The organism is Rhizobium atlanticum, assembly GCF_030182485.1.
In the GTDB taxonomy this organism is placed as follows: Bacteria; Pseudomonadota; Alphaproteobacteria; order Rhizobiales; family Rhizobiaceae; genus Rhizobium.
The window spans coordinates 65,360-84,667 of record NZ_JAQJCJ010000007.1 but is presented as its reverse complement, the minus strand read 5'-3'; the positions used below and the strand labels follow the sequence as shown (position 1 = coordinate 84,667).

Sequence of the window (19,308 nt, the reverse complement as noted above, 5' to 3'; positions counted from 1 at the left end):
GGCAGAACCAAGAATGTCAGATGACGGCCACCGCTTCTAATGACAAGTTCTGATCTTATTCATAGATGCACTTGATGTAGTCGCCCGAACCCTGCGCACGCCTCTCGATGACGCCGGCAAGCCGGCGAAGGCCCCTTCCAGGCTTGCCCGCATTGCGGTCGATCGGGTTCGGCAGCGAGACGGCAAGCAACGATGCCTGGCGTCGCGTCAGCTTCGAAGCTGGCACCTTGAAATGATGCTGGGCCGCCGCCTCGATACCGTAAATGCCCGGACCCCATTCGGCGATATTGAGGTAGATTTCCATCAGCCGCCGTTTCGACAGGACGAAATCCGTGGTGACGGCGAGGGGAAGCTCCATCGCCTTCCGCACGAAGGAGCGGCTGTTCCAGAGGAAGAGGTTCTTGGCCGTCTGCATCGGGATCGTGCTGCCGCCGCGTGTCGCCTGACCTTTCAGCGTGTCCTCGACCAGCATCCGCATCTCTGCCCAGTCGACGCCGCCGTGGAAGCAATATTGACCGTCTTCCGACATCATCACCGATTGCACCAGGACCGGAGAGATCTCATCCAGCGACACCCATCTGCGGTCATAGCCGCGCAGCAGCACCAGATCGCGCAGCATCAGCGTCGAGACGGGATGGATGAAGGGCAGCAGGTAGAGGAAGATCAGCGCGTAAGGAAGGATCAGCACGGCCAGAACGGCAAGACCGACGCGTCTCAGCACAGGCCGATCTTCGAACCATCGCCGACGGGCCGGCATGTCGGCGATATCCTCTCTCTCCGTCGCTATATCCAATGTCCCCAGCCCATTTCGCTCCCTTTCGTTCTCATAACGCCTGCGAGCCGCTTATGCCAGAGGACAAGGGAAATCTTGCGGCAGTCATCGACAATTCCGTTGCAAGCCCCGATGCCCCATGCCAAACAGCGCCCATGGACGCGAACCGGAACACTTTCGAGACGAGGCTTAGCGACAACGCCCGCGAAATCGAGGCGCTGCTCGATACATTGCTTTCGCCGAGCCCTCTTTCCGATGAAATCGTCAGGCCTGACACCCTGCGCAGCGCCATGCATTATGCCGTGCTGAATGGCGGCAAGCGATTGCGCCCATTCCTTGTGGCCGAAAGTGCGGCCCTTCTCGGCGGCGATGTGCAGGCGGCCCTTCGGGTCGGCGCCGCACTCGAATGCGTTCACTGCTATTCTCTCGTGCATGACGACCTGCCGGCCATGGACGATGACGACCTGCGCCGCGGCAAACCGACAGTGCACGTCAAGTTCGATGAAGCCACCGCGATCCTCGCCGGCGACAGCCTGCTTACCTATGCTTTCGACATCGTTGCCGCGCCGGAAACCGCCCTTCCCGATACGAGCAAAGCGGCGTTAGTGCTGGCGCTCGCCCGCGCAGCCGGTCTCGGCGGCATGGCCGGCGGCCAGGCGCTCGATCTGGCGGCGGAAAAGCAGGCTCCCGACGAAGCCGGCATCATCCGTCTGCAGGCGATGAAAACAGGCGCGCTGATCCGCTTCGCCTGCGAGGCGGGCGCCATTATCGCGGCAAGCCCGCCCGAAGATCGCCGCCGCCTGCGTGCCTTTGGCGAAAAGATCGGCCTCGCCTTCCAACTCGCCGACGACATCCTCGACCTGACCTCGGATGCTGAGACCATGGGCAAGGCGACCGGCAAGGATGCGGCCCGCGGCAAGGGAACGCTGGTGGCGCTTCACGGCATGGAATGGGCCGAGACCGAGCTCCGCCGCCATGTGCGCGATGCCGAGGACCTGCTCGCCCCCTACGGGGCGCGCGCCTCCACCCTCACCGCCGCTGCGCATTTCATCGCCGACCGCAAGAGCTGAGGCGAAGGTCAGGCCGCCAATATCTCTTTGAGGGCGGAAACCAGGCGGGCGCATTCCTCGTCGGTGCCGATGCTGATGCGCAGGAATTCCGAAATGCGCGGCTCGGCGAAACGCCGGACGAGGACGCCACGCTCCCGCAGCTCGGTCAGAAGTGCAACGCCCGGCCGGCTTGCGTGCCTCGCAAAAATGAAATTCGCCTGCGACGGCAGCACCTCGAAATCCAGCGCCTCAAGCTCCCGGACGAGGCGTTGCCGGCTGGCGATGATTTTCCGCCGGCATGTCTCGAACCAAGCCTCGTCTCTGATCGCCGCCGTCGCCCCGACCTGTGCCAGGCGATCGAGCGGATAAGAATTGAAGCTGTCCTTGACGCGCACCAGCGCATCGATCAGGTCCCGGTGCCCCAGTGCGAAGCCAACGCGCAGGCCTGCGAACGAACGAGATTTCGACAAAGTCTGGATGACCAAAAGGTTGGGATAGCGAGAAATGAGCGGCACTGCGCTTTCGCCGCCGAAATCGACATAGGCCTCGTCGATCACGACTACCGCATCCGGATGAGCAGCAAGAAGCGTCTCGATCCCGGTCCGCGGCAGGCCGATACCCGTCGGCGCGTTCGGATTGGGGATGATGATCGCGCCGCACGGTCTGTCGTAATCGGACAGCCGGATCCGGAAGCGATCGTCGAGCGGTATCTCGATAGTCTCGACGCCATATAGCAGGCTATAGGTCGGATAGAAGCTGTAAGTCACATCGGGATAGAGAAGCGGCAGATCGTGGTTCAGCAGCGCCTGGAACGTATGCGCGAGAACCTCGTCGGAGCCGTTGCCGACGAACACTTGTTCGCTCGTCAGCCCCAAACGGGCGGCGATCGCCTCGCGCAACTCGGTGGCGACCGGATCGGGATAGAGCCGCAGACGGTCGTCTGTCGCTTGCCTGATCGCCTCGATCGCCTTTGGGGACGGCCCATAGGGATTCTCATTGGTATTGAGCTTAACCAGGCCGGGAATACGCGGCTGCTCCCCCGCGACGTAGGGCCGAAGCTTGCTGACAATATCAGACCAATACCGGCTCATTCGAACGCGCGGGCCTTCATTCCGCAGCCGTCCGCCGGCCGAAGCGCTTCTCGATATAGTCGACGACAAGCGCCTCGAAGTCGGCGGCGATATTGGGGCCGCGCAGTGTCAGCGCCTTTTTGCCGTCGATAAAAACGGGAGCGGCCGGCATCTCGCCTGTACCGGGAAGCGAGATGCCGATATCGGCATGTTTGCTTTCGCCCGGTCCGTTGACAATGCAGCCCATGACGGCGACGTTCAGCGCCTCGACGCCGGGATATTTTTCGCGCCAAACCGGCATGTTCTTGCGGATGTCGTTCTGGATGTTCTGGGCCAGTTCCTGGAAGACCGTCGAGGTCGTGCGCCCGCAGCCGGGACAGGCGGCGACGACCGGCACGAACTGGCGGAAGCCCATGACCTGCAGGATTTCCTGCGCCACCTGGACCTCGCGGGTGCGGTCGCCGTTCGGCTCGGGCGTCAGCGAGACGCGGATCGTATCACCGATGCCGTGCTGCAGCACGAAGCCCATGGCAGCCGACGAAGCGACGATGCCCTTGCTGCCCATGCCTGCTTCGGTGAGGCCGAGATGCAGCGCGTGATCGGAACGTTCGGCGAGCATGGAATTGACGGCGATCAGGTCCTGCACCTGGCTGACCTTGGCCGACAGGATGATGCGGTTGCGCGGCAAGCCGATCTCCTCGGCAAGGGCGGCCGACAGCAGCGCCGACTGCACGATCGCCTCGCGCGTCACCTGCCGTGCCGAAAGCGGCGAGCCGGCCTCGGCATTCTGATCCATCAGCGCCGTCAACAGGTCCTGATCGAGCGAGCCCCAGTTGACGCCGATGCGTACCGGCTTGTCGTAGCGGATCGCCATCTCGATGATCTCGGCGAACTGTTTGTCCTTCTTGTCCTTGAAGCCGACATTGCCGGGATTGATGCGGTATTTCGCCAGCGCCTCGGCGCAGGCAGGATGATCGGCAAGCAGCTTGTGGCCGATATAGTGGAAGTCGCCGATCAGCGGCACGTCCATGCCGAGCCGCAACAGCCGCTCGCGGATCTTCGGCACGGCGGCGGCACTCTCGTCGCGGTCGACGGTGATACGCACCAGTTCCGAGCCCGCCCGGTGCAGGGCTGCGACTTGCGCAACGGTCGAATCGATATCGGCGGTATCCGTATTCGTCATCGATTGCACGACAATCGGCGCACCACCGCCGACGATGACGCCGCCGACATTGACGGCGACGGAAGCGCGGCGCGGTTTCGGATCAAAATCGGCGGCTGACAACATGCAGAGTTCTTGCACCCCTAGAAACAGTGCCTTTCAGGTGGATCAAGCCCGGCTCCTTGTCAACCGCCGACTATATCACTTTTGTTTGGAGGCGCTCAGTGGCCGCCTCCGGAGACCCCATCGGCATAATGGGCCAGCTTGGAGAACATGAGAACGAACAGCAGCAGCACCGGCAGCGCCATGAAGACGACGGCAAAGCCGATATGTTCGGCAACGAAGCCGATCACCGACGGCGCGACCAGCATGCCGGAATAGCCCATCGTCGTAACCACCGAGATGCCGATGCCGGGTTTGAGACCGGGTATATTGCCCGCGGCCGAGAAAGCGATCGGCACCATGTTTGAAATGCCGATGCCGCAAAGCGCAAAGCCCAGAATGGCGATCTCAGCGTCCGGCGCAAGGCTCGCAAGCAACATGCCGACGATGGCAAAGAGCGTGCAGATGCGCAGTGTCTTGACCCCTCCGAGGCGGTCGCGCACCAGGTCGCCGGCAAAGCGCATGGTCGCCATGGTCGCCGAAAAGGCTGCGAAACCGAGACCGGAAAGCGCCACCGACGCATCCATGTCCTGCCGGAGATAGAGCGCACCCCAATCCAGAACCGCGCCTTCCGGCACCATGGAGAACAGCGCCATCAAGCCGAGCAGCCACGGCAGCGGCACCATCGGCAGCCTCGTCTTCTCCTTTTTGGCATCGGGATGGGGCGGATCCGCAAGGATCATCGGCCAGGCGACAGCGAGGAAGATCGCCGCCAGCGCAGTCGCGAGCTGGGCATGGCCGAGAACGCCGAGTTTGGCAATCACGATGCCGCCGAGGCCCGAGCCGATCAAGCCGCCGAGGCTCCAGAAAGCATGGCAGGACGACATGATGGCCCGCCGCATGGATTTTTCGACGGACACCGCATTGGCGTTCATCGCCACATCCATGGCGCCGATGAAGCCGCCGAACAGGAAGAGCGAGATTGCCGCGGTAATCACATTCGGCGCGAGCGTCAGCGCCAGGAGCAGCGGCAGCACGCAGACGGCGGTTGCCCGAACAACGACGCGAGAGCCGTGCCTGGCGATCTGCGCGCCGGCGATCGGCATCATGACCAGCGAGCCGACACCGAAGACGATGATCATCAGCCCAAGCTCGAACTTGCTTAGCCCGAGACGCTCGGCAAAATCCGGAATCTTCGGTGCCCAGCAGCCGACGACAAAGCCGTTCATGAGAAAGAGCAGGGAAACCGCTGCCCTGCTTCTGGTAATGAAGCCGCTGCGGACCCCCGACGGCGCATTCACATGACTGTCCATTTTCGGTCTTTCCTCGCTATCGGGCTTGGGAGCGCCCGCTTTTTCTAAACTCCGTGACGACGGCTCAGTTCGTTTTTTCGGCGATGACGGTCCGGCAGCCGCGCTCGCGATAACCCGCAAGAATGGCGGGATCGGCATCGTGCTCGACGACCAGGCATTCGCAATGCGCAACCGGAAGGATGCTGTGGGGCGCAGCCGTGCCGAATTTCTCCGAGGTTACCGCCGCCATAACCCTTTTGCTTCTCGATGTTGCAAACCGCTTGAATTCCGCATCCTCGAATCCGAAGGTGGTGATGCCGGCCTCGAGATCGATGCCGCAGGCGCCGAGAATGCAGAGATCGGGCGAAATCTGCTCCATATCCCGCAAGGCCTTGGCGCCGAGCGCTCCACCTGTCTGCCGGTCCACCATGCCGCCGATCAGGATGACGTTGACGGCGGGCTTGTCGATCAGCGCTGCGGCAATCACCGGCGCATTGGTCGCAGCCGTCAGTGCGAGTTCGGCAGGCAGGGCGTTGGCAATCGCCAGATTGGTGCTGCCGGCATCGAAGAACACGCACGAACCGGCAGTGATCTGCTTCGCGGCAGCCCGCGCCAAGGCCTGCTTGCGGTCGGCGGCAAATCCCGTGCGCTGCGTCAGGCTTCCATACGCCGGCGAAACCGGCAGCGCGCCCCCATAGACCCGCTCGCAGAGGCCCGCCGCCGCCATCTCACGCAGGTCGCGCCGCACCGTATCCTCGGAGACGCCGAATTCGAGCGCAAGTTCCGCCGCCAGCACGCGGCCATTCAGCCGCAGCCGTTCGGAAATGACGCCTTGGCGCTCTCGTAACAGAAAATCCTGCATGTTCCTACCGAATCTGCGCGTGAAGTACGGAAAACGTGCATAACCGTTTACGACCGTGCAGGCAATATGCGCGATCACACGTTTTCTGACGCAGTGATACAAAGCGCCACCACCGGGCGAACTAACTATTGACCGGCCCAGAAGGCAGGATTATCGATTCACTATCCCCGATCCCCGCCGGCAATCCTGCCCCCTGGTGCGTCCCCATGAAAAATTCCGTCAGCCTGGGCATTCTGCTCACGAGCCTCGCCTATATGGCGTTCACGTTCCATGATGCGATCATCAAGATCCTGACTTCAAGCATTCCCGTCTGGCAGATCCTGTTTTTTCGCAGCCTTACGATCCTGCTCGGTTGTGTCGCCTATGGTCGCGTCAGGCTCATCCGTCAGACAATGACATCGCCGATCATCAAACCAATGATTGCCCGCAGTATCCTTCTCCTTTGCGCCTGGCTTTCCTACTACTCCGCCGCAAGCCGCCTGCAACTGGCCGAAGTCACCACGCTTTATTACGCCGCACCCGTCGTCGGCACCTTGCTTGCATGCTTCGTTCTGAAAGAGGACGTCATGCCAGCGCGATGGCTGGCCGTTGGCGTCGGTTTCGTCGGCGTGCTCATCGCCTGCGACCCGATCAGTCTCACTGTTTCCTGGCCCGTGTATCTGGCGCTACAGGCGGCGGTCCTCTGGGCGGCGGCCATGGTGCTGCTGCGCAAGACCTCGCTGCACGAAAAGACCATCGTCCAGCTTGCGGTCTCGAACGTCTTTTTCCTCGCCATGACGGGCATTGCCGCTCTTTACACTTGGCAGACACCCGACATGACGCAGTTGGCGCTTCTCACCGCAACCGGCGTAGTCGCAGGCTGTGCGCAGTTCGCCATCTTCGAGGGAATGCGACAAGCACCCGTCTCCGTGCTTGCGCCGTTCGAATATACGTCCCTCGTCTGGTCCTTCATCCTCGGCTATCTGATCTGGGGCGATATCCCACCGCCGAATGTCGTCGGCGGCGCGGCGATGATCCTCGGCGCCGGTTTGATCACCATCGTCAGCGAAAGGCTGCGCCGCCGGGCCGCGGTGTGATGCCCGTTTCCATGGAATTGATGCTTCAGAAGACGGCTTGAGAAAAATATTCGCAGTTGCCGCTTTTATTCGCAGTTTTCTACGCTTCCGGCGCCCTAGTTTTCTGCAAAGTATCGCTCATCCGATCGCAACCTCCCAAGGATGGATAGAACAATGAACTGGTTGAAAACCGTCGCCGCCGCTGCCCTTATTCAGGCCGCAGCCCTCCTGCCCGCCCATGCGGGCGAAAACCTCGCCGCCATCAAATCGGCCGGCGTCTTCAAGATCGGCACCGAGGGCACCTATGCGCCCTTCACCTATCATGACGAAAGCGGCAAGCTCGTCGGCTTCGACGTGGAGATCGGCGAAGCCATCGCCGCCAAGCTCGGCGTCAAGGCCGAGTTCGTCGAAGGCAAGTGGGACGGCCTCATCGCCGGCCTCGACGCCAAGCGTTACGACACTGTCATCAATCAGGTCGGCATCACCGAAGCTCGCAAGCAGAAATATGATTTCTCCGAGCCCTATATCGCTTCCAAGGCCGTGCTGATCGTCCGCGACGGCGACGACAGCATCAAGACCTTCGCCGACCTGAAGGGCAAGAAATCAGCGCAGTCGCTGACCAGCAACTTCGGCAAGATCGCTACCGAATCCGGCGCCGAACTCGTGGGCACCGATGGTTTCGACCAGTCGATCCAGCTTGTGCTGACCAAACGCGCCGATGCGACGATCAACGACAGCCTCTCCTTCCTCGACTTCAAGAAGCACAAGCCGGACGCGCCGGTAAAGATCGCCGCCGAGCAGGAAAATGCCGATTACTCCGGCATCATCATCCGCAAGAACGAGCCGGAACTGCTGGAAGCGATCAACAACGCGCTCGCCGATATCAAGGCCGACGGCACTTACAAGAAGATCGCCGACAAATATTTCGGCCAGGACGTCTCGAAGTAAGCTTCGTCTAAAAAACTCCCCTCCCTCCCCACAGGGGGAGGGGCTTTGGCCGGGAGACCGCCTCACCTCAAAATAGACGTCCCGACTTGCAGCTCGGTGGTCATTTCATGCAGCGTGGGAGGCAGATTAAGTCCCTGCCCCTTGTGGGAAGCGGTTGGGGAGGGGTATTTCGAAGTATTGCTGCTCAACCGACGAGAGGGAATATCCCTTGCCGCACTGGCTCCAACTGATGGTGGAATCGCTTCCCTCGCTCCTCTGGGCGGGATTGATCTTCACCATTCCACTGACGCTGCTCTCCTTCATCTTTGGTCTGATCCTCGGCCTGATCACGGCGATCGCCCGCCTTTTCGGCCCGACGCCCGTCGCGGCGATTGCCCGTTTCTATGTCTGGGTCATTCGCGGCACGCCGCTGCTCGTCCAGCTCTTCGTGATCTTTTACGGGCTGCCGAGCATCGGCATCCTGCTCGACGCCTTTCCTGCCGCCCTGATCGGCTTTACCCTGAATATCGGCGCCTACAGCTCCGAAATCATCCGCGCGGTCATCTCCTCCGTGCCGAAGGGCCAGTGGGAAGCAGCCTATTCGATCGGCATGAGCTGGCGCCAGGCGATGAGCCGGACGATCCTGCCGCAGGCAGGCCGCGTCGCCGTGCCGCCTCTGTCGAACACCTTCATCTCGCTGGTCAAGGATACCTCGCTTGCCGCCGCCATCACCGTGCCGGAGCTCTTCCAGGCGGCACAACGCATCGTCGCCACCACTTACGAGCCGCTGATCCTTTATATCGAGGCGGCGCTGATCTATCTCGTCCTCAGCTCCGTTCTCTCGCAGCTGCAGGTGCGGCTGGAACGCCGTTTCGCGCGTTATGGCGGCATGCTGGAGGCAAACGCATGATCGAGCTTTCCAACATCGAAAAGCGCTTCGGCGATGCCGTCATTCTGAAGGATATCAGCATCCGCATTCCCGAGGGCAGCGTCACCGCGCTCGTCGGGCCGTCCGGTGGTGGCAAGAGCACGCTACTGCGCTGCATCAACCTGCTCGAAATCCCGACATCAGGCGCGATCCGCCTTGGTGAGGAAGAGCTTTCCTTCGCGCCCGGCAAACGCTTGGGATGGCAGGCGATCCAGAAAATCCGCCGTCAGACCGGCATGGTCTTCCAGAACTTCCAGCTCTTCCCGCATCAGACCGCGATCGAAAACGTCATGGAAGGTCTGGTCACGGTGCTAAAATGGCCGAAGGCGAAATCGCGCGAACGCGCCATGGAACTGCTGACCAAGGTCGGCATGGCGCACAAAACCGATGCCTGGCCCTCGACCTTATCGGGTGGTCAGCAGCAACGCGTGGCAATCGCCCGGGCACTCGCGCCGTCGCCGCGGGTGCTTCTCTGCGATGAGCCGACCTCGGCGCTCGATCCGGAACTTTCGGCGGAAGTGGTCGATGTGCTGGGCCAGCTTGCCCGCGAAGGCACGACGATGGTCATGGCCACCCATGATCTCCGGCTCGCCTCGAAAATCGCCAACGACGTCGTCTTCCTGGAAGACGGGAGCGTGGTCGAAACCGGCAGTGCGAAAGCTATTTTCAGCGCGCCTAAGCGCGAGCGCACCAAGCGCTTCATCTCGACGATCAACGCCGCCCATACATACGACATCTGAACTGTCTCACGTGAATCGTGATTCACGTGAGACGCTTTTGATTTAAGCGGCCTGCCTCAGGCCGAGGTGACGACCGAACGCGCCGCCTTCAACGCATTGCCCCACCAGACGAGCTGATCGAGCTGGTTCTTGGCCGCCTCGTTGAGGTGCGGGTAATCGCCAAGGCTCTTGCCTTCCTTGAGCACGCTCAGATATTCGCTGAAAGCGATGTGCACGCCCGTTTTCACCGAAGCGGCGCCCATTTCCACGAAGATCAGCCGAAGCTGCTCGACGGCGCGTGCACCGCCAACGCCGCCGTAACCGACGAAGGCGACTGGCTTCTGAATGAATTCGCCGAGGTCAATGGCGTTCTTCAGAACCGCCGTCGGCGCATGATTGTACTCGGCAACGGTGAATATGTAGCCGTCAAATTCGCGCAGCTTCTTCTTCCAGCGCTCGGCGGTGTCGCTTTCCGCCGTGGTGGCGCGCTCTTCGCCGAAGAAATGCATGGGATAGTCGAGAAGATCGAGAACCTCGACTTCCAGATCGGAGCGTTGGCCGACGAGCCCGGCAATCCATTTTGCTGGATGTTCGGCGAAACGGCCAATACGAGTGCTTCCGACAATGACAGCGATCTTCAATTTGCTCATGAAATTGTTTCCTGATTGATCTTGGGAGAGGCAGGCAGGCAAGTCTACGAAAAAGCCTCCCCGCCGGGCAAGGCGAGGAGGCCATTCGCTTTTCGAAAAAGCCGGCCTTTTAACAGCCTGGCTCTACACAATCGGGTGATCAGCCCGACTTGGCAAGGACGGGCGGACGAAACCTTTCGTGCCGTTTGCTCATCCGCCGTAAACCACCAGCAGATCCTTCGCGTCGATCTGGTCGCCGGCTTTGACCAGCACTTCGGCAATGGTGCCGTCCTTTTCGGCATGGATCGCGGTTTCCATCTTCATCGCCTCGATGGAGACAAGCACGTCGCCGGCGCTGATGGCCTGGCCCGGCGAGGCGAAGACGCGGCTAATGACGCCGGGCATCGGCGCGCCGACATGGGCGGCGTTGCCGACCTCGGCCTTGCGGCGCACGGCCGCCCCGGTCGCCCCATGGGCCCGATCGGGCACCTTGATGCGGCGCGGCTGGCCGTTGAGCTCGAAGAAGACGGTGACCATGCCCTGACTGTCGGTTGCGCTCATCGCCTGGTTGACGATAACGAGCGTCTTGCCCTTCTCGATATCGGCGAACAGTTCCTCGCCGTCCGCCAACCCGTAGAAATAGGCGGGCGTCGGCAGTACCGAAACCGGGCCGTAGGTATCGGAGGCAAGCGCAAAGTCGGTGAAGACCTTCGGATACATCAGATAGGAAGCGAATTCGAAGTCGCTGACCTCGCGCTCCAGCTTCTTCTCGATGACCTTGCGTTCCGCATCGAGATTGGCTTCCTTCAGCAGTGAGCCCGGACGCACCGTATAGGGTTTTTCGCCCTTCAATGCCTTCTTCTGCAGCGCTTCCGGCCATCCAGACGGTGGCTGGCCGAGATCGCCCTTCAGCATCGACACCACCGATTCCGGGAAGGAAACCTCGCGGTCGGGGCTGACGACATCGGCAACGGTCAGGTCCTGGGAGACCATCATCAGCGCCATGTCGCCGACCACCTTCGAGGAGGGCGTCACCTTGACGATGTCGCCGAACATCTGGTTGGCGTCGGCATAGGCCTGCGCCACTTGGTGCCAGCGGGTTTCCAGTCCCAGCGAGCGGGCCTGCTCCTTCAGGTTGGTGAACTGGCCGCCCGGCATCTCGTGGAGATAGACTTCGGAGGCTGGCCCTTTGAGATCGCTTTCGAAGGCGGCATATTGGTTGCGCACCGCTTCCCAATAGAAGGAGATGCGGCGAATCCATTCCGGATCGAGACCGGGGTCGCGCTCGGAGCCGGAGAGCGCCTCGACGATCGAGCCGAGACAGGGCTGCGAGGTATTGCCGGACAGCGCATCCATCGCCGCATCGACGGCATCGACGCCGGCTTCGACCGCGGCAAGAACGGTCGCCGCCGCAATGCCTGAGGTATCATGCGTGTGGAAGTGGATCGGCAGACCGGTCACCTCGCGCAGCGCCTTGAACAGAACCTTCGCAGCCGCAGGCTTCAACAAGCCCGCCATGTCCTTCACAGCGATGATATGGGCGCCGGCCTTTTCGAGCTCGACGGCAAGGCCGGTATAGTACTTCAGGTCGTATTTCGGCCGCGCCGAATTCAGGATGTCGCCAGTATAGCAGATCGCCGCTTCGCAGAGCTTGTTCTCCTCGCCAATGGCATCCATCGATACCCGCATATTCTCCACCCAGTTAAGGCAGTCGAAGACGCGGAAGAGATCGATGCCGCCCTTGGCGGCCTGGCGGACGAAGTATTTGACGACATTGTCGGGATAGTTGGTGTAGCCCACACCGTTGGCGCCGCGCAGCAGCATCTGCAGGAGCAGGTTCGGCGCCCCCTCGCGGATCAGCGCCAACCGCTCCCACGGATCTTCCGTGAGGAATCGCATCGAGACGTCGAAGGTGGCGCCGCCCCAGCATTCGAGCGAGAGCAGGTTCGGCAGCGCATGCGCATAGGTGCCGGCAATGCGGGCAATGTCATAGGTGCGCATGCGGGTGGCGAGCAGCGACTGGTGGCCGTCGCGCATCGTCGTGTCGGTCAGAAGCACCCGCTTCTCATTGCGCATCCACTCGCCGAACTTCTTCGGCCCAAGCGTGTCGAGAAGCTGCTTCGTGCCGTCCTTCACCCCGTTGCCATTGGCATAGGGCACCACCGGCTTGGCGGCGTTTTCCTGCGGCTTCGGCCTGTCCTTGGCCTCGGGATGGCCGTTGACGGTGACGTCGGCGAGATAGGTCAGGAGTTTCGTCGCGCGGTCCTGGCGCTTGACCTGCTGGAAGAGTTCCGGCGTCGTGTCGATGAAGCGGGTGGTGTAGCTGTTGTCGCGGAATTTCGGATGGCCGATGATCGCTTCGAGGAAGGTCAGATTGGTGGCCACACCTCGGATGCGGAATTCGCGCAGCGCCCGGTCCATGCGGGAAATGGCTTCCAGCGGGTTCGGCGCCCAGGCTGTGACCTTGACGAGCAGCGGATCGTAATAGCGGGTGATGATGGCGCCGGAATAGGAGGTACCGCCGTCGAGGCGGATACCGAAGCCGGAGGCCGAGCGATAGGCGGTGATGCGGCCGTAATCCGGAATGAAATTATGCTCCGGATCTTCCGTCGTCACGCGGCACTGCAGGGCGTGACCGTTGAGACGGATCTCTTCCTGCTTCGGCACGCCGGATTGCGGCGTGCCGATCGCATAGCCGTCGAGGATGTGGATTTGCGCCTTGACGATATCGATGCCGGTGACGACTTCGGTCACCGTGTGCTCAACCTGGATGCGCGGATTGACTTCGATGAAGTAGAATTTGCCGGTATCGGCATCCATCAGATATTCGACGGTACCGGCGCCGATATAGTTCGTCGCCTCTGCGATCTTCAGCGAATAGGCGGCGAGTTCCTGGCGCTGGGCTTCCGAAAGATAGGGTGCCGGCGCGCGCTCGACGACCTTCTGATTGCGGCGCTGAACGGAACAGTCGCGCTCGAAGAGATGCACGACATTGCCGTGGGTGTCGCCGAGGACCTGGCTTTCGACGTGGCGAGCGCGCTCGACGAGCTTTTCCAGATAGACCTCATCCTTGCCGAAGGCGGCCATTGCCTCGCGCTTGGCTTCCGTCACTTCCTTGGCGAGATCGGCCTCGGAACGTATGACGCGCATGCCGCGGCCGCCGCCGCCCCAGGAGGCCTTCAGCATGACGGGATAGCCGATCTCGGCGGCCATTCTGGCGACTTCCTGCATATCGTCCGGCAGCGGTTCGGTCGCCGGCACGACCGGCACGCCGACGGAGATCGCCAGATTACGCGCCGCCACCTTGTTGCCGAGCTGGCGCATCGTATCGGCCTTCGGGCCGATGAAGATGATGCCGGCCTTGTTGCAGGCATCGACGAATTCCGGGCTTTCCGACAAGAGGCCGTAGCCCGGATGGATGGCGTCGGCACCGGAAAGCTTGGCGACGCGGATCACCTCGTCAATCGACAGATAGCTTTCGATCGGCCCGAGATCGCGGGCAAGATGCGGGCCGCGGCCGACCTGATAGCTCTCGTCCGCCTTGAAGCGGTGCAGCGCCAGCTTGTCCTCTTCCGCCCAGATCGCCACCGTTTTTATTCCAAGCTCGTTGGCCGCGCGGAACACGCGAATGGCTATTTCGGAGCGGTTGGCAACGAGTATCTTGGATATGGGCAAAACGGTCTCCTCCGTCGTTCAGACACGGGCATGCTGCACCCGCGAAGAAAATTCTTAACTTCTTGTCACGGGAAGTTCAATTTCTCTTGCGACTGCGAAACGCACTTTCTCGCCATGCCAGCGGATGTCGGCCGTCAGTATGCAGCGATTTCGACGGAGTGGATAAGGAAAAGCCTAGCTTATCAGACCGTGGCGGAAGGCAAGCGCCACTGCCTGCTGCCTGTTCTTTGCCTTCAGCTTGGCCTGCAGACCGTTCATATACCAGTCAACGGTATGGTTTGAGATCTTCAGCATTTTGCTGATCTCCATCGACGTCATGCCTTCGGCGAGATAGTGGAGGATTTCCATCTCGCGCCGCGTCAGCGGCGTCTCGGTCGGCAGCACCGTTTCCAGCGCCTCGGCCTCGCCTTTCAGGTCGAGTAATCGCCAGAAGGTCTTGCGCGCCACGGCCTCAAGCAGCGCGATTTCCACCGGCGACAGATCGATCGGCTTGCCGCCGAGGCTGAGGCTGCCGAGAATGCCGTTGCGCCCGTGAATCGGAAAGAGATAGCCGTCCTCCAATCCGTGGCCGAAGGCATCGACCATCATCTGCTCCATGCGGCGCTGATGCACGTCACCGTCGAAGGCTGCCATACTCTCCCGCCAGCGGAAAGGCCGTTGCGCATGCGCGAGATAACGCACCATCGGATCGATCCGGACATATTTTTTTGCGGCATATATCTGTAGCCATTGTTCCGGCCAGCGGCCGGCAAGCGGGGCGGCGCGCAATTCGATATTCTGCTGCGCCGGGCCTTGCTGCAAATGTCGCAGCAGACCGTAATATTCGAAACCGGAACCGTGGAGGGCCTGCTCGAGTTCGGTGACGACGGCGTCCGGATCTGGGCACTCTTCCAGAATTACAAGCAATTGAATTAAAGAATTAATATTCACAAATAGCGCCTTTGTCCGGACTAGATGCCCGCAGGCCGTTGGCGGCTGTTCAGATTGGTCGCGTAACGGTCTTCTGCAGAAAATGCAGTCTCTAATTTAATGCTGCGCTAAACATTGATTAAAATGCAAGCGCAAATTGTTGCGAGATATAATCATGGTGGAATTCCGGCGCCAGACCCCGCTGCCGAAAAATCCTATGAGCCCGAGAACGTCTCTCTGTTCTATCCTATTGAGGCAGCTTCAATTTCATCGCAGATGCGATCGCGCGATCAAGTTAACAACCCGGCGGGCGGATTCCCGAATACTCCGTTAATCGCCGGTTCAGGTAGCCTTTTGTAGCATCCCACCATTCCCGTTTTCGCAGATGCACAAGAGGTTAGACGTGTCGCTATTCAAGGTCTATGCAAGAGCTCTGCGCTATCTTGGCGCTTACAAGCTCCGCGTATCCCTGGTCGTTATCGCCAACATTGTTCTGGCGACCATCACCATTGCGGAACCGATCCTGTTCGGTCGCATCATCGATGCGATATCGGGCAAGGGCGAAGTCAAACCCATCCTCTTCATGTGGGCTGGTTTCGCCGTGTTCAATACTGTCGCCTTCGTTCTGGTATCCCGCGAGGCCGACCGGCTTGCCCATGGCCGGCGGGCAACGCTGCTGACGGAAGCCTTCGGGCGCATCATTTCCATGCCGCTTGCCTGGCACCATCAGCGCGGCACCTCCAACGCGCTGCATACGCTGCTGCGGGCCTGCGAGACGCTGTTCGGCCTCTGGCTTGAGTTCATGCGCAACCACCTGTCGACGGTTATTGCGCTGGCCCTGCTGGTGCCGACCGCAATATCGATGGACTTGCGCCTCTCTGCCGTGCTGATCGTGCTTGGCATCGCCTATTGGCTGATCGGCCGCGTGGTCATGAGCCGCACCAAGGATGGCCAGGCTTCGGTCGAAAACCACTACCATACCGTCTTCTCGCATGTCAGCGACTCGATCAGCAACGTCTCCGTTCTGCATAGCTACAACCGCATCGAAGCGGAAACCAAGGCGTTGAAGTCCTTCGCCAACCGCCTGCTCGAAGCGCAATATCCGGTGCTCGACTGGTGGGCGCTCGCCAGCGCGCTGAACCGCATGGCCTCGACCATCGCAATGATGGTGGTTCTGATCATCGGCACGATGCTCGTCCAGTCCGGCCAGCTGCGCGTCGGTGACGTCATTGCCTTCATTGGCTTTGCCAACCTGCTGATTGCCCGTCTCGACCTGATGCGTCAGTTCGCTACGCAGATCTTCGAGGCCCGCTCCAAGCTGCAGGATTTCTATACGCTTGAGGATTCGGTGCGCGATCGTGAAGAGCCGGCCGGCAATGGTGAGATCAAGAACGTCAAGGGTGCGGTTGAATTCCGCGACGTCTCCTTCGGCTTCGGCAACAGCTCGCAGGGCCTGCACAATGTCTCCTTCTCGGTGAAGGCAGGCCAGACGGTCGCCATCGTCGGCCCGACCGGCGCCGGCAAGACGACACTGGTCAACCTGCTGCAGCGCGTCTACGACCCGCAGGGCGGCCAGATCCTCGTCGACGGCACCGATATCACCAAGGTGACCCGAAAGTCGCTCCGTCGCCATATCGCTACCGTCTTCCAGGATGCGGGCCTGCTGAATCGTTCGATCAGCGACAATATCCGCCTCGGCCGCGAAGGTGCGAGCGAGGAGGACATGCGCCGTGCTGCCGAAGCCGCCGCCGCCGCCGATTTCATCGAGACCCGTGAAGATCGTTACGATACCCATGTCGGCGAACGCGGCAACAAGCTCTCCGGTGGTGAACGCCAGCGCATTGCGATCGCCCGCGCCATCCTCAAGGATGCGCCGATCCTGGTGCTCGATGAAGCGACCTCGGCGCTCGACGTCGAGACCGAAGCGCGCGTCAAGGCCGCGATCGACAATCTGCGGCAGAACCGCACCACCTTCATCATCGCCCACCGCCTCTCGACGGTCCGTGAAGCCGATATGGTGCTCTTCCTCGATGATGGACGTGTCGTCGAGCAGGGCGGCTTCGATGAGCTCAGCCACAGCAACGGCCGCTTCGCCGCGCTGCTGCGCGCCAGCGGCATCCTGACGGACGAGGAAGTCCGCAAGGCCCACACCACCGAAGCCGCCTGAGCGCTTCGGGTTACAGGATAAGGCCGGAAGGGCAGGCGCTCTTCCGGCCTTTTGTTTTTCTTGGGGAGCGGAAGGCCGCGTAGCTCCCTCTATCCCGCCGGCCACCCCTACCAGGCAATGGTAGAGACAGAAGGCGGCGCAGGGGGAGTCGTCAGAGGCACTACATGTCTGGCGGCGGGACTGATTGATCGCGCCGCCGATCCCCTCTAAATTCTTGTCCTTACCCGATACTCAGGAGAGCGGCATGAAAGTCCTGCGCATCGTTGCCAATATCCAGGCGCCCGACCTCATGGCCGCCAAACGCTTCTATCAGGATATTCTCGGGCTCGATCTGATGATGGATCTCGGCTGGATCGTCACGCTCGGCGCGAATACTTCCATGAAGGTTCAGCTCAGTGTCGCCAGCCAAGGCGGTTCCGGGACTCCGGTGCCCGATCTCTCCATCGAGGTGGATGATCTCGATGCTGCTTTCGAGGCGATGTCTGGCGCCGGCATTCCGATCAAATACGGTCCGGCCGACGAGCCCTGGGGCGTCAGGCGCTTCTACGTGCGCGATCCTTTCGACCGGCTGGTGAATATTCTCGTTCATAAAAGTTGAGCCGGCGGCATTGAATGCGATTTCGGGACGCCGCTAAGCCCGCGGCCGTTCAATCAGAGCGGTGGACTATATTTCCGATTGGTGCGGCGATAGGTATTTGCCGCTCCGCCGACCCGCACAGGCACAGGGACGGCGGCAATCTCCGTCACGAGCTTGTGCTTGATTTTGCCCAGCTGGCGCTTGTGCTCGAGATAATAGGCATAGGCGAATTGCGTCGCGATGCCCGCGATGACGAAGAACGGGCCGACTAGCGGATCCTTGTTGGTGATATAGAGCACGACCTGGCCGATCATGGCGAGGATCGTGCCGGCGACGAAGATGTTCAGCGAATGGCGGCCGAGGATCGTCAGCGGGTGGTCGGCGGGGCGCCGCAGGATGCGGGAGAGCGCCGGGATGCTGATGATGAGATAGGTTAGCGCCAGCACATGCAGCAGCCGCGGCAGCGACAGGAAAGTCTTGTCGAAACCGGTGATGACGGTGGGCAGGCCAAGCGCTGCCAGCGAATTACCCAAAATCCAGAGATGGCCGGTTACCCAGACGAAGGACAGCAGGACATAGCCGGCGGCAGCCGCAAACAACAACGGATGCCGCGGGATCGTGCCGCCGCGCTTGATATGCAGGATCGAAACAATGCCAATTGAAAACAGGAACTGCCAGGAGAGCGGATTGAGGAACCAGTAGCCCTCTATCAGCAAATTGTGCGGCGCCACTTCGTAAATGCCGGCCAGCAGCCAGACCGTGCCGGAAACCGCGAGCGCCAGAAGCGGGCTTCGCTCGTTGAGGAGAAGGATGATCGGCACCATCAGCAACAATGCGCCATACATCGGCAGGATATTGTTGTAGCCGATCTGGTGACCGAGCAGCAGCAGCGCCGGAACGCCTTCCTTCAGGTTCATCAGAACCGCCAGGATGTTGATCTCGACCAGCAGCCCCGGCCGGTGGAACAGCCAGGCACCACAGATGAAGAGCGCCAGCGTCATGAAGGTGGTGATCATATGCGCAAGGTAGAGCGTGAAGGCACGCCGCGCCGCCTTGATCGCCGTCTTGATGCGGCCGCCCGGCTTGAAGCGGGAACCATAGGCGAGACCGACGGCGATGCCGGAGATCAGGACGAAGGCCTCGGCGGCGTCGGAAAAACCAAAATTCTTCGTCGTCACATATTCGAAGATCTGTCCGGGCACATGATTGATGAAGATCATGATCAGGGCCAGGCCACGCAGCACGTCAAGCCTTGTATCGCGCCCCGTCGCAGCTGCGGATGAGGAACTGCGCTCGGTGCCGATGGCTTCGGTCAGCGTGCTTGCCATATGGATTTCTCCTGTTGTCCGGTTTTGCAAACGCGACGACGGCCAAAAGGGTTCCCTTTTGGCCGTCGCGAATCGCCGTGTTCTT

The 19,308-nt window shown here is 61.1% G+C and carries 16 protein-coding genes; 7 read left to right on the top strand and 9 right to left on the bottom strand.

Going from position 1 to position 19,308, the window contains the following annotated elements:
• Nucleotides 1-55: 55 nt before the first annotated feature.
• Nucleotides 56-793, bottom strand: coding sequence for a monofunctional biosynthetic peptidoglycan transglycosylase (gene mtgA, locus PH551_RS12275; RefSeq protein WP_183703922.1), 738 nt, complete (start codon nucleotides 791-793; stop codon nucleotides 56-58).
• A 134-nt stretch (nucleotides 794-927) separates the two neighbouring features.
• Here mtgA and PH551_RS12270 point away from each other — a divergent pair, with 134 nt between their 5' ends.
• Nucleotides 928-1,842, top strand: coding sequence for a polyprenyl synthetase family protein (locus PH551_RS12270; RefSeq protein WP_085779812.1), 915 nt, complete (start codon nucleotides 928-930; stop codon nucleotides 1,840-1,842).
• Nucleotides 1,843-1,850: 8 nt separating this feature from the next.
• On the opposite strand, the gene hisC is transcribed toward PH551_RS12270, so the two are convergent.
• The 4 genes from hisC to PH551_RS12250 all read right to left on the bottom strand — a co-directional run bounded on the left by hisC (nucleotide 1,851) and on the right by PH551_RS12250 (nucleotide 6,309).
• Nucleotides 1,851-2,912: a histidinol-phosphate transaminase gene (hisC, locus tag PH551_RS12265; protein ID WP_285193196.1), complete on the bottom strand. Its 1,062-nt coding sequence runs from the start codon at nucleotides 2,910-2,912 to the stop codon at nucleotides 1,851-1,853.
• 16 nt (nucleotides 2,913-2,928) lie between these two features.
• Entirely contained in the window at nucleotides 2,929-4,179 is a 1,251-nt protein-coding gene (gene ispG / locus PH551_RS12260; protein WP_285193195.1) for a flavodoxin-dependent (E)-4-hydroxy-3-methylbut-2-enyl-diphosphate synthase, read from the bottom strand.
• 95 nt (nucleotides 4,180-4,274) lie between these two features.
• Nucleotides 4,275-5,468: an MFS transporter gene (locus PH551_RS12255; protein ID WP_285193194.1), complete on the bottom strand. Its 1,194-nt coding sequence runs from the start codon at nucleotides 5,466-5,468 to the stop codon at nucleotides 4,275-4,277.
• Nucleotides 5,469-5,532: 64 nt separating this feature from the next.
• Nucleotides 5,533-6,309, bottom strand: a complete 777-nt coding sequence (locus PH551_RS12250) for a DeoR/GlpR family DNA-binding transcription regulator (RefSeq protein WP_285193193.1) — start codon at nucleotides 6,307-6,309, stop codon at nucleotides 5,533-5,535.
• A 128-nt stretch (nucleotides 6,310-6,437) separates the two neighbouring features.
• On the opposite strand from PH551_RS12250, the gene PH551_RS12245 reads away from it, so the two are divergent.
• From PH551_RS12245 to PH551_RS12230, 4 genes are all read left to right on the top strand, one after another.
• A complete protein-coding gene (locus tag PH551_RS12245) occupies nucleotides 6,438-7,385 on the top strand; it encodes a DMT family transporter (protein ID WP_483315417.1) in 948 nt (315 codons plus the stop codon).
• Nucleotides 7,386-7,538: 153 nt separating this feature from the next.
• A complete protein-coding gene (locus PH551_RS12240) occupies nucleotides 7,539-8,312 on the top strand; it encodes an amino acid ABC transporter substrate-binding protein (RefSeq protein ID WP_285193191.1) in 774 nt (257 codons plus the stop codon).
• Between the two features lie 208 nt (nucleotides 8,313-8,520).
• On the top strand, nucleotides 8,521-9,201 hold the full coding sequence (locus PH551_RS12235; protein ID WP_285193190.1) for an amino acid ABC transporter permease: 681 nt from the start codon (nucleotides 8,521-8,523) through the stop codon (nucleotides 9,199-9,201).
• Nucleotides 9,198-9,959 (top strand): amino acid ABC transporter ATP-binding protein, encoded by a 762-nt coding sequence (locus PH551_RS12230; protein WP_285193189.1) that lies wholly within the window; start codon nucleotides 9,198-9,200, stop codon nucleotides 9,957-9,959. The genes PH551_RS12235 and PH551_RS12230 overlap by 4 nt, the downstream gene beginning before the upstream one ends.
• A 56-nt stretch (nucleotides 9,960-10,015) precedes the next feature.
• On the opposite strand, the gene PH551_RS12225 is transcribed toward PH551_RS12230, so the two are convergent.
• The 3 genes from PH551_RS12225 to PH551_RS12215 form a co-directional block, all read right to left on the bottom strand.
• Nucleotides 10,016-10,588 (bottom strand): NADPH-dependent FMN reductase, encoded by a 573-nt coding sequence (locus PH551_RS12225; RefSeq protein WP_085779804.1) that lies wholly within the window; start codon nucleotides 10,586-10,588, stop codon nucleotides 10,016-10,018.
• A gap of 189 nt (nucleotides 10,589-10,777) precedes the next feature.
• A complete protein-coding gene (gene pyc / locus PH551_RS12220; RefSeq protein ID WP_285193188.1) occupies nucleotides 10,778-14,242 on the bottom strand; it encodes a pyruvate carboxylase in 3,465 nt (1,154 codons plus the stop codon).
• A gap of 174 nt (nucleotides 14,243-14,416) precedes the next feature.
• Entirely contained in the window at nucleotides 14,417-15,172 is a 756-nt protein-coding gene (locus PH551_RS12215) for a LuxR family transcriptional regulator (protein WP_285193187.1), read from the bottom strand.
• Nucleotides 15,173-15,554: 382 nt separating this feature from the next.
• Here PH551_RS12215 and PH551_RS12210 point away from each other — a divergent pair, with 382 nt between their 5' ends.
• Together PH551_RS12210 and PH551_RS12205 are read left to right on the top strand one after the other, a co-directional pair.
• Nucleotides 15,555-17,318 carry a glucan ABC transporter ATP-binding protein/ permease gene (locus PH551_RS12210; protein WP_085779801.1) on the top strand — a complete coding sequence of 588 codons (1,764 nt, stop codon included), beginning with the start codon at nucleotides 15,555-15,557 and terminating at the stop codon, nucleotides 17,316-17,318.
• A gap of 244 nt (nucleotides 17,319-17,562) precedes the next feature.
• Nucleotides 17,563-17,916, top strand: coding sequence for a VOC family protein (locus PH551_RS12205; RefSeq protein ID WP_285193186.1), 354 nt, complete (start codon nucleotides 17,563-17,565; stop codon nucleotides 17,914-17,916).
• Between the two features lie 53 nt (nucleotides 17,917-17,969).
• Here PH551_RS12205 and PH551_RS12200 read toward each other — a convergent pair whose 3' ends face one another.
• Nucleotides 17,970-19,223 carry an OpgC family protein gene (locus PH551_RS12200; RefSeq protein ID WP_285193185.1) on the bottom strand — a complete coding sequence of 418 codons (1,254 nt, stop codon included), beginning with the start codon at nucleotides 19,221-19,223 and terminating at the stop codon, nucleotides 17,970-17,972.
• Nucleotides 19,224-19,308: the final 85 nt, after the last annotated feature.

Excerpts from the sequence above, each read along its gene's own strand:
- PH551_RS12270 (WP_085779812.1), top strand. The coding sequence starts at position 928 with ATGGACGCGAACCGGAACACTTTCGAGACGAGGCTTAGCGACAACGCC.
- hisC (WP_285193196.1), bottom strand. The coding sequence starts at position 2,912 with ATGAGCCGGTATTGGTCTGATATTGTCAGCAAGCTTCGGCCCTACGTC.
- ispG (WP_285193195.1), bottom strand. The coding sequence starts at position 4,179 with ATGTTGTCAGCCGCCGATTTTGATCCGAAACCGCGCCGCGCTTCCGTC.
- PH551_RS12255 (WP_285193194.1), bottom strand. The coding sequence starts at position 5,468 with ATGGACAGTCATGTGAATGCGCCGTCGGGGGTCCGCAGCGGCTTCATT.
- PH551_RS12250 (WP_285193193.1), bottom strand. The coding sequence starts at position 6,309 with ATGCAGGATTTTCTGTTACGAGAGCGCCAAGGCGTCATTTCCGAACGG.
- PH551_RS12240 (WP_285193191.1), top strand. The coding sequence starts at position 7,539 with ATGAACTGGTTGAAAACCGTCGCCGCCGCTGCCCTTATTCAGGCCGCA.
- PH551_RS12230 (WP_285193189.1), top strand. The coding sequence starts at position 9,198 with ATGATCGAGCTTTCCAACATCGAAAAGCGCTTCGGCGATGCCGTCATT.
- PH551_RS12225 (WP_085779804.1), bottom strand. The coding sequence starts at position 10,588 with ATGAGCAAATTGAAGATCGCTGTCATTGTCGGAAGCACTCGTATTGGC.
- PH551_RS12205 (WP_285193186.1), top strand. The coding sequence starts at position 17,563 with ATGAAAGTCCTGCGCATCGTTGCCAATATCCAGGCGCCCGACCTCATG.
- PH551_RS12200 (WP_285193185.1), bottom strand. The coding sequence starts at position 19,223 with ATGGCAAGCACGCTGACCGAAGCCATCGGCACCGAGCGCAGTTCCTCA.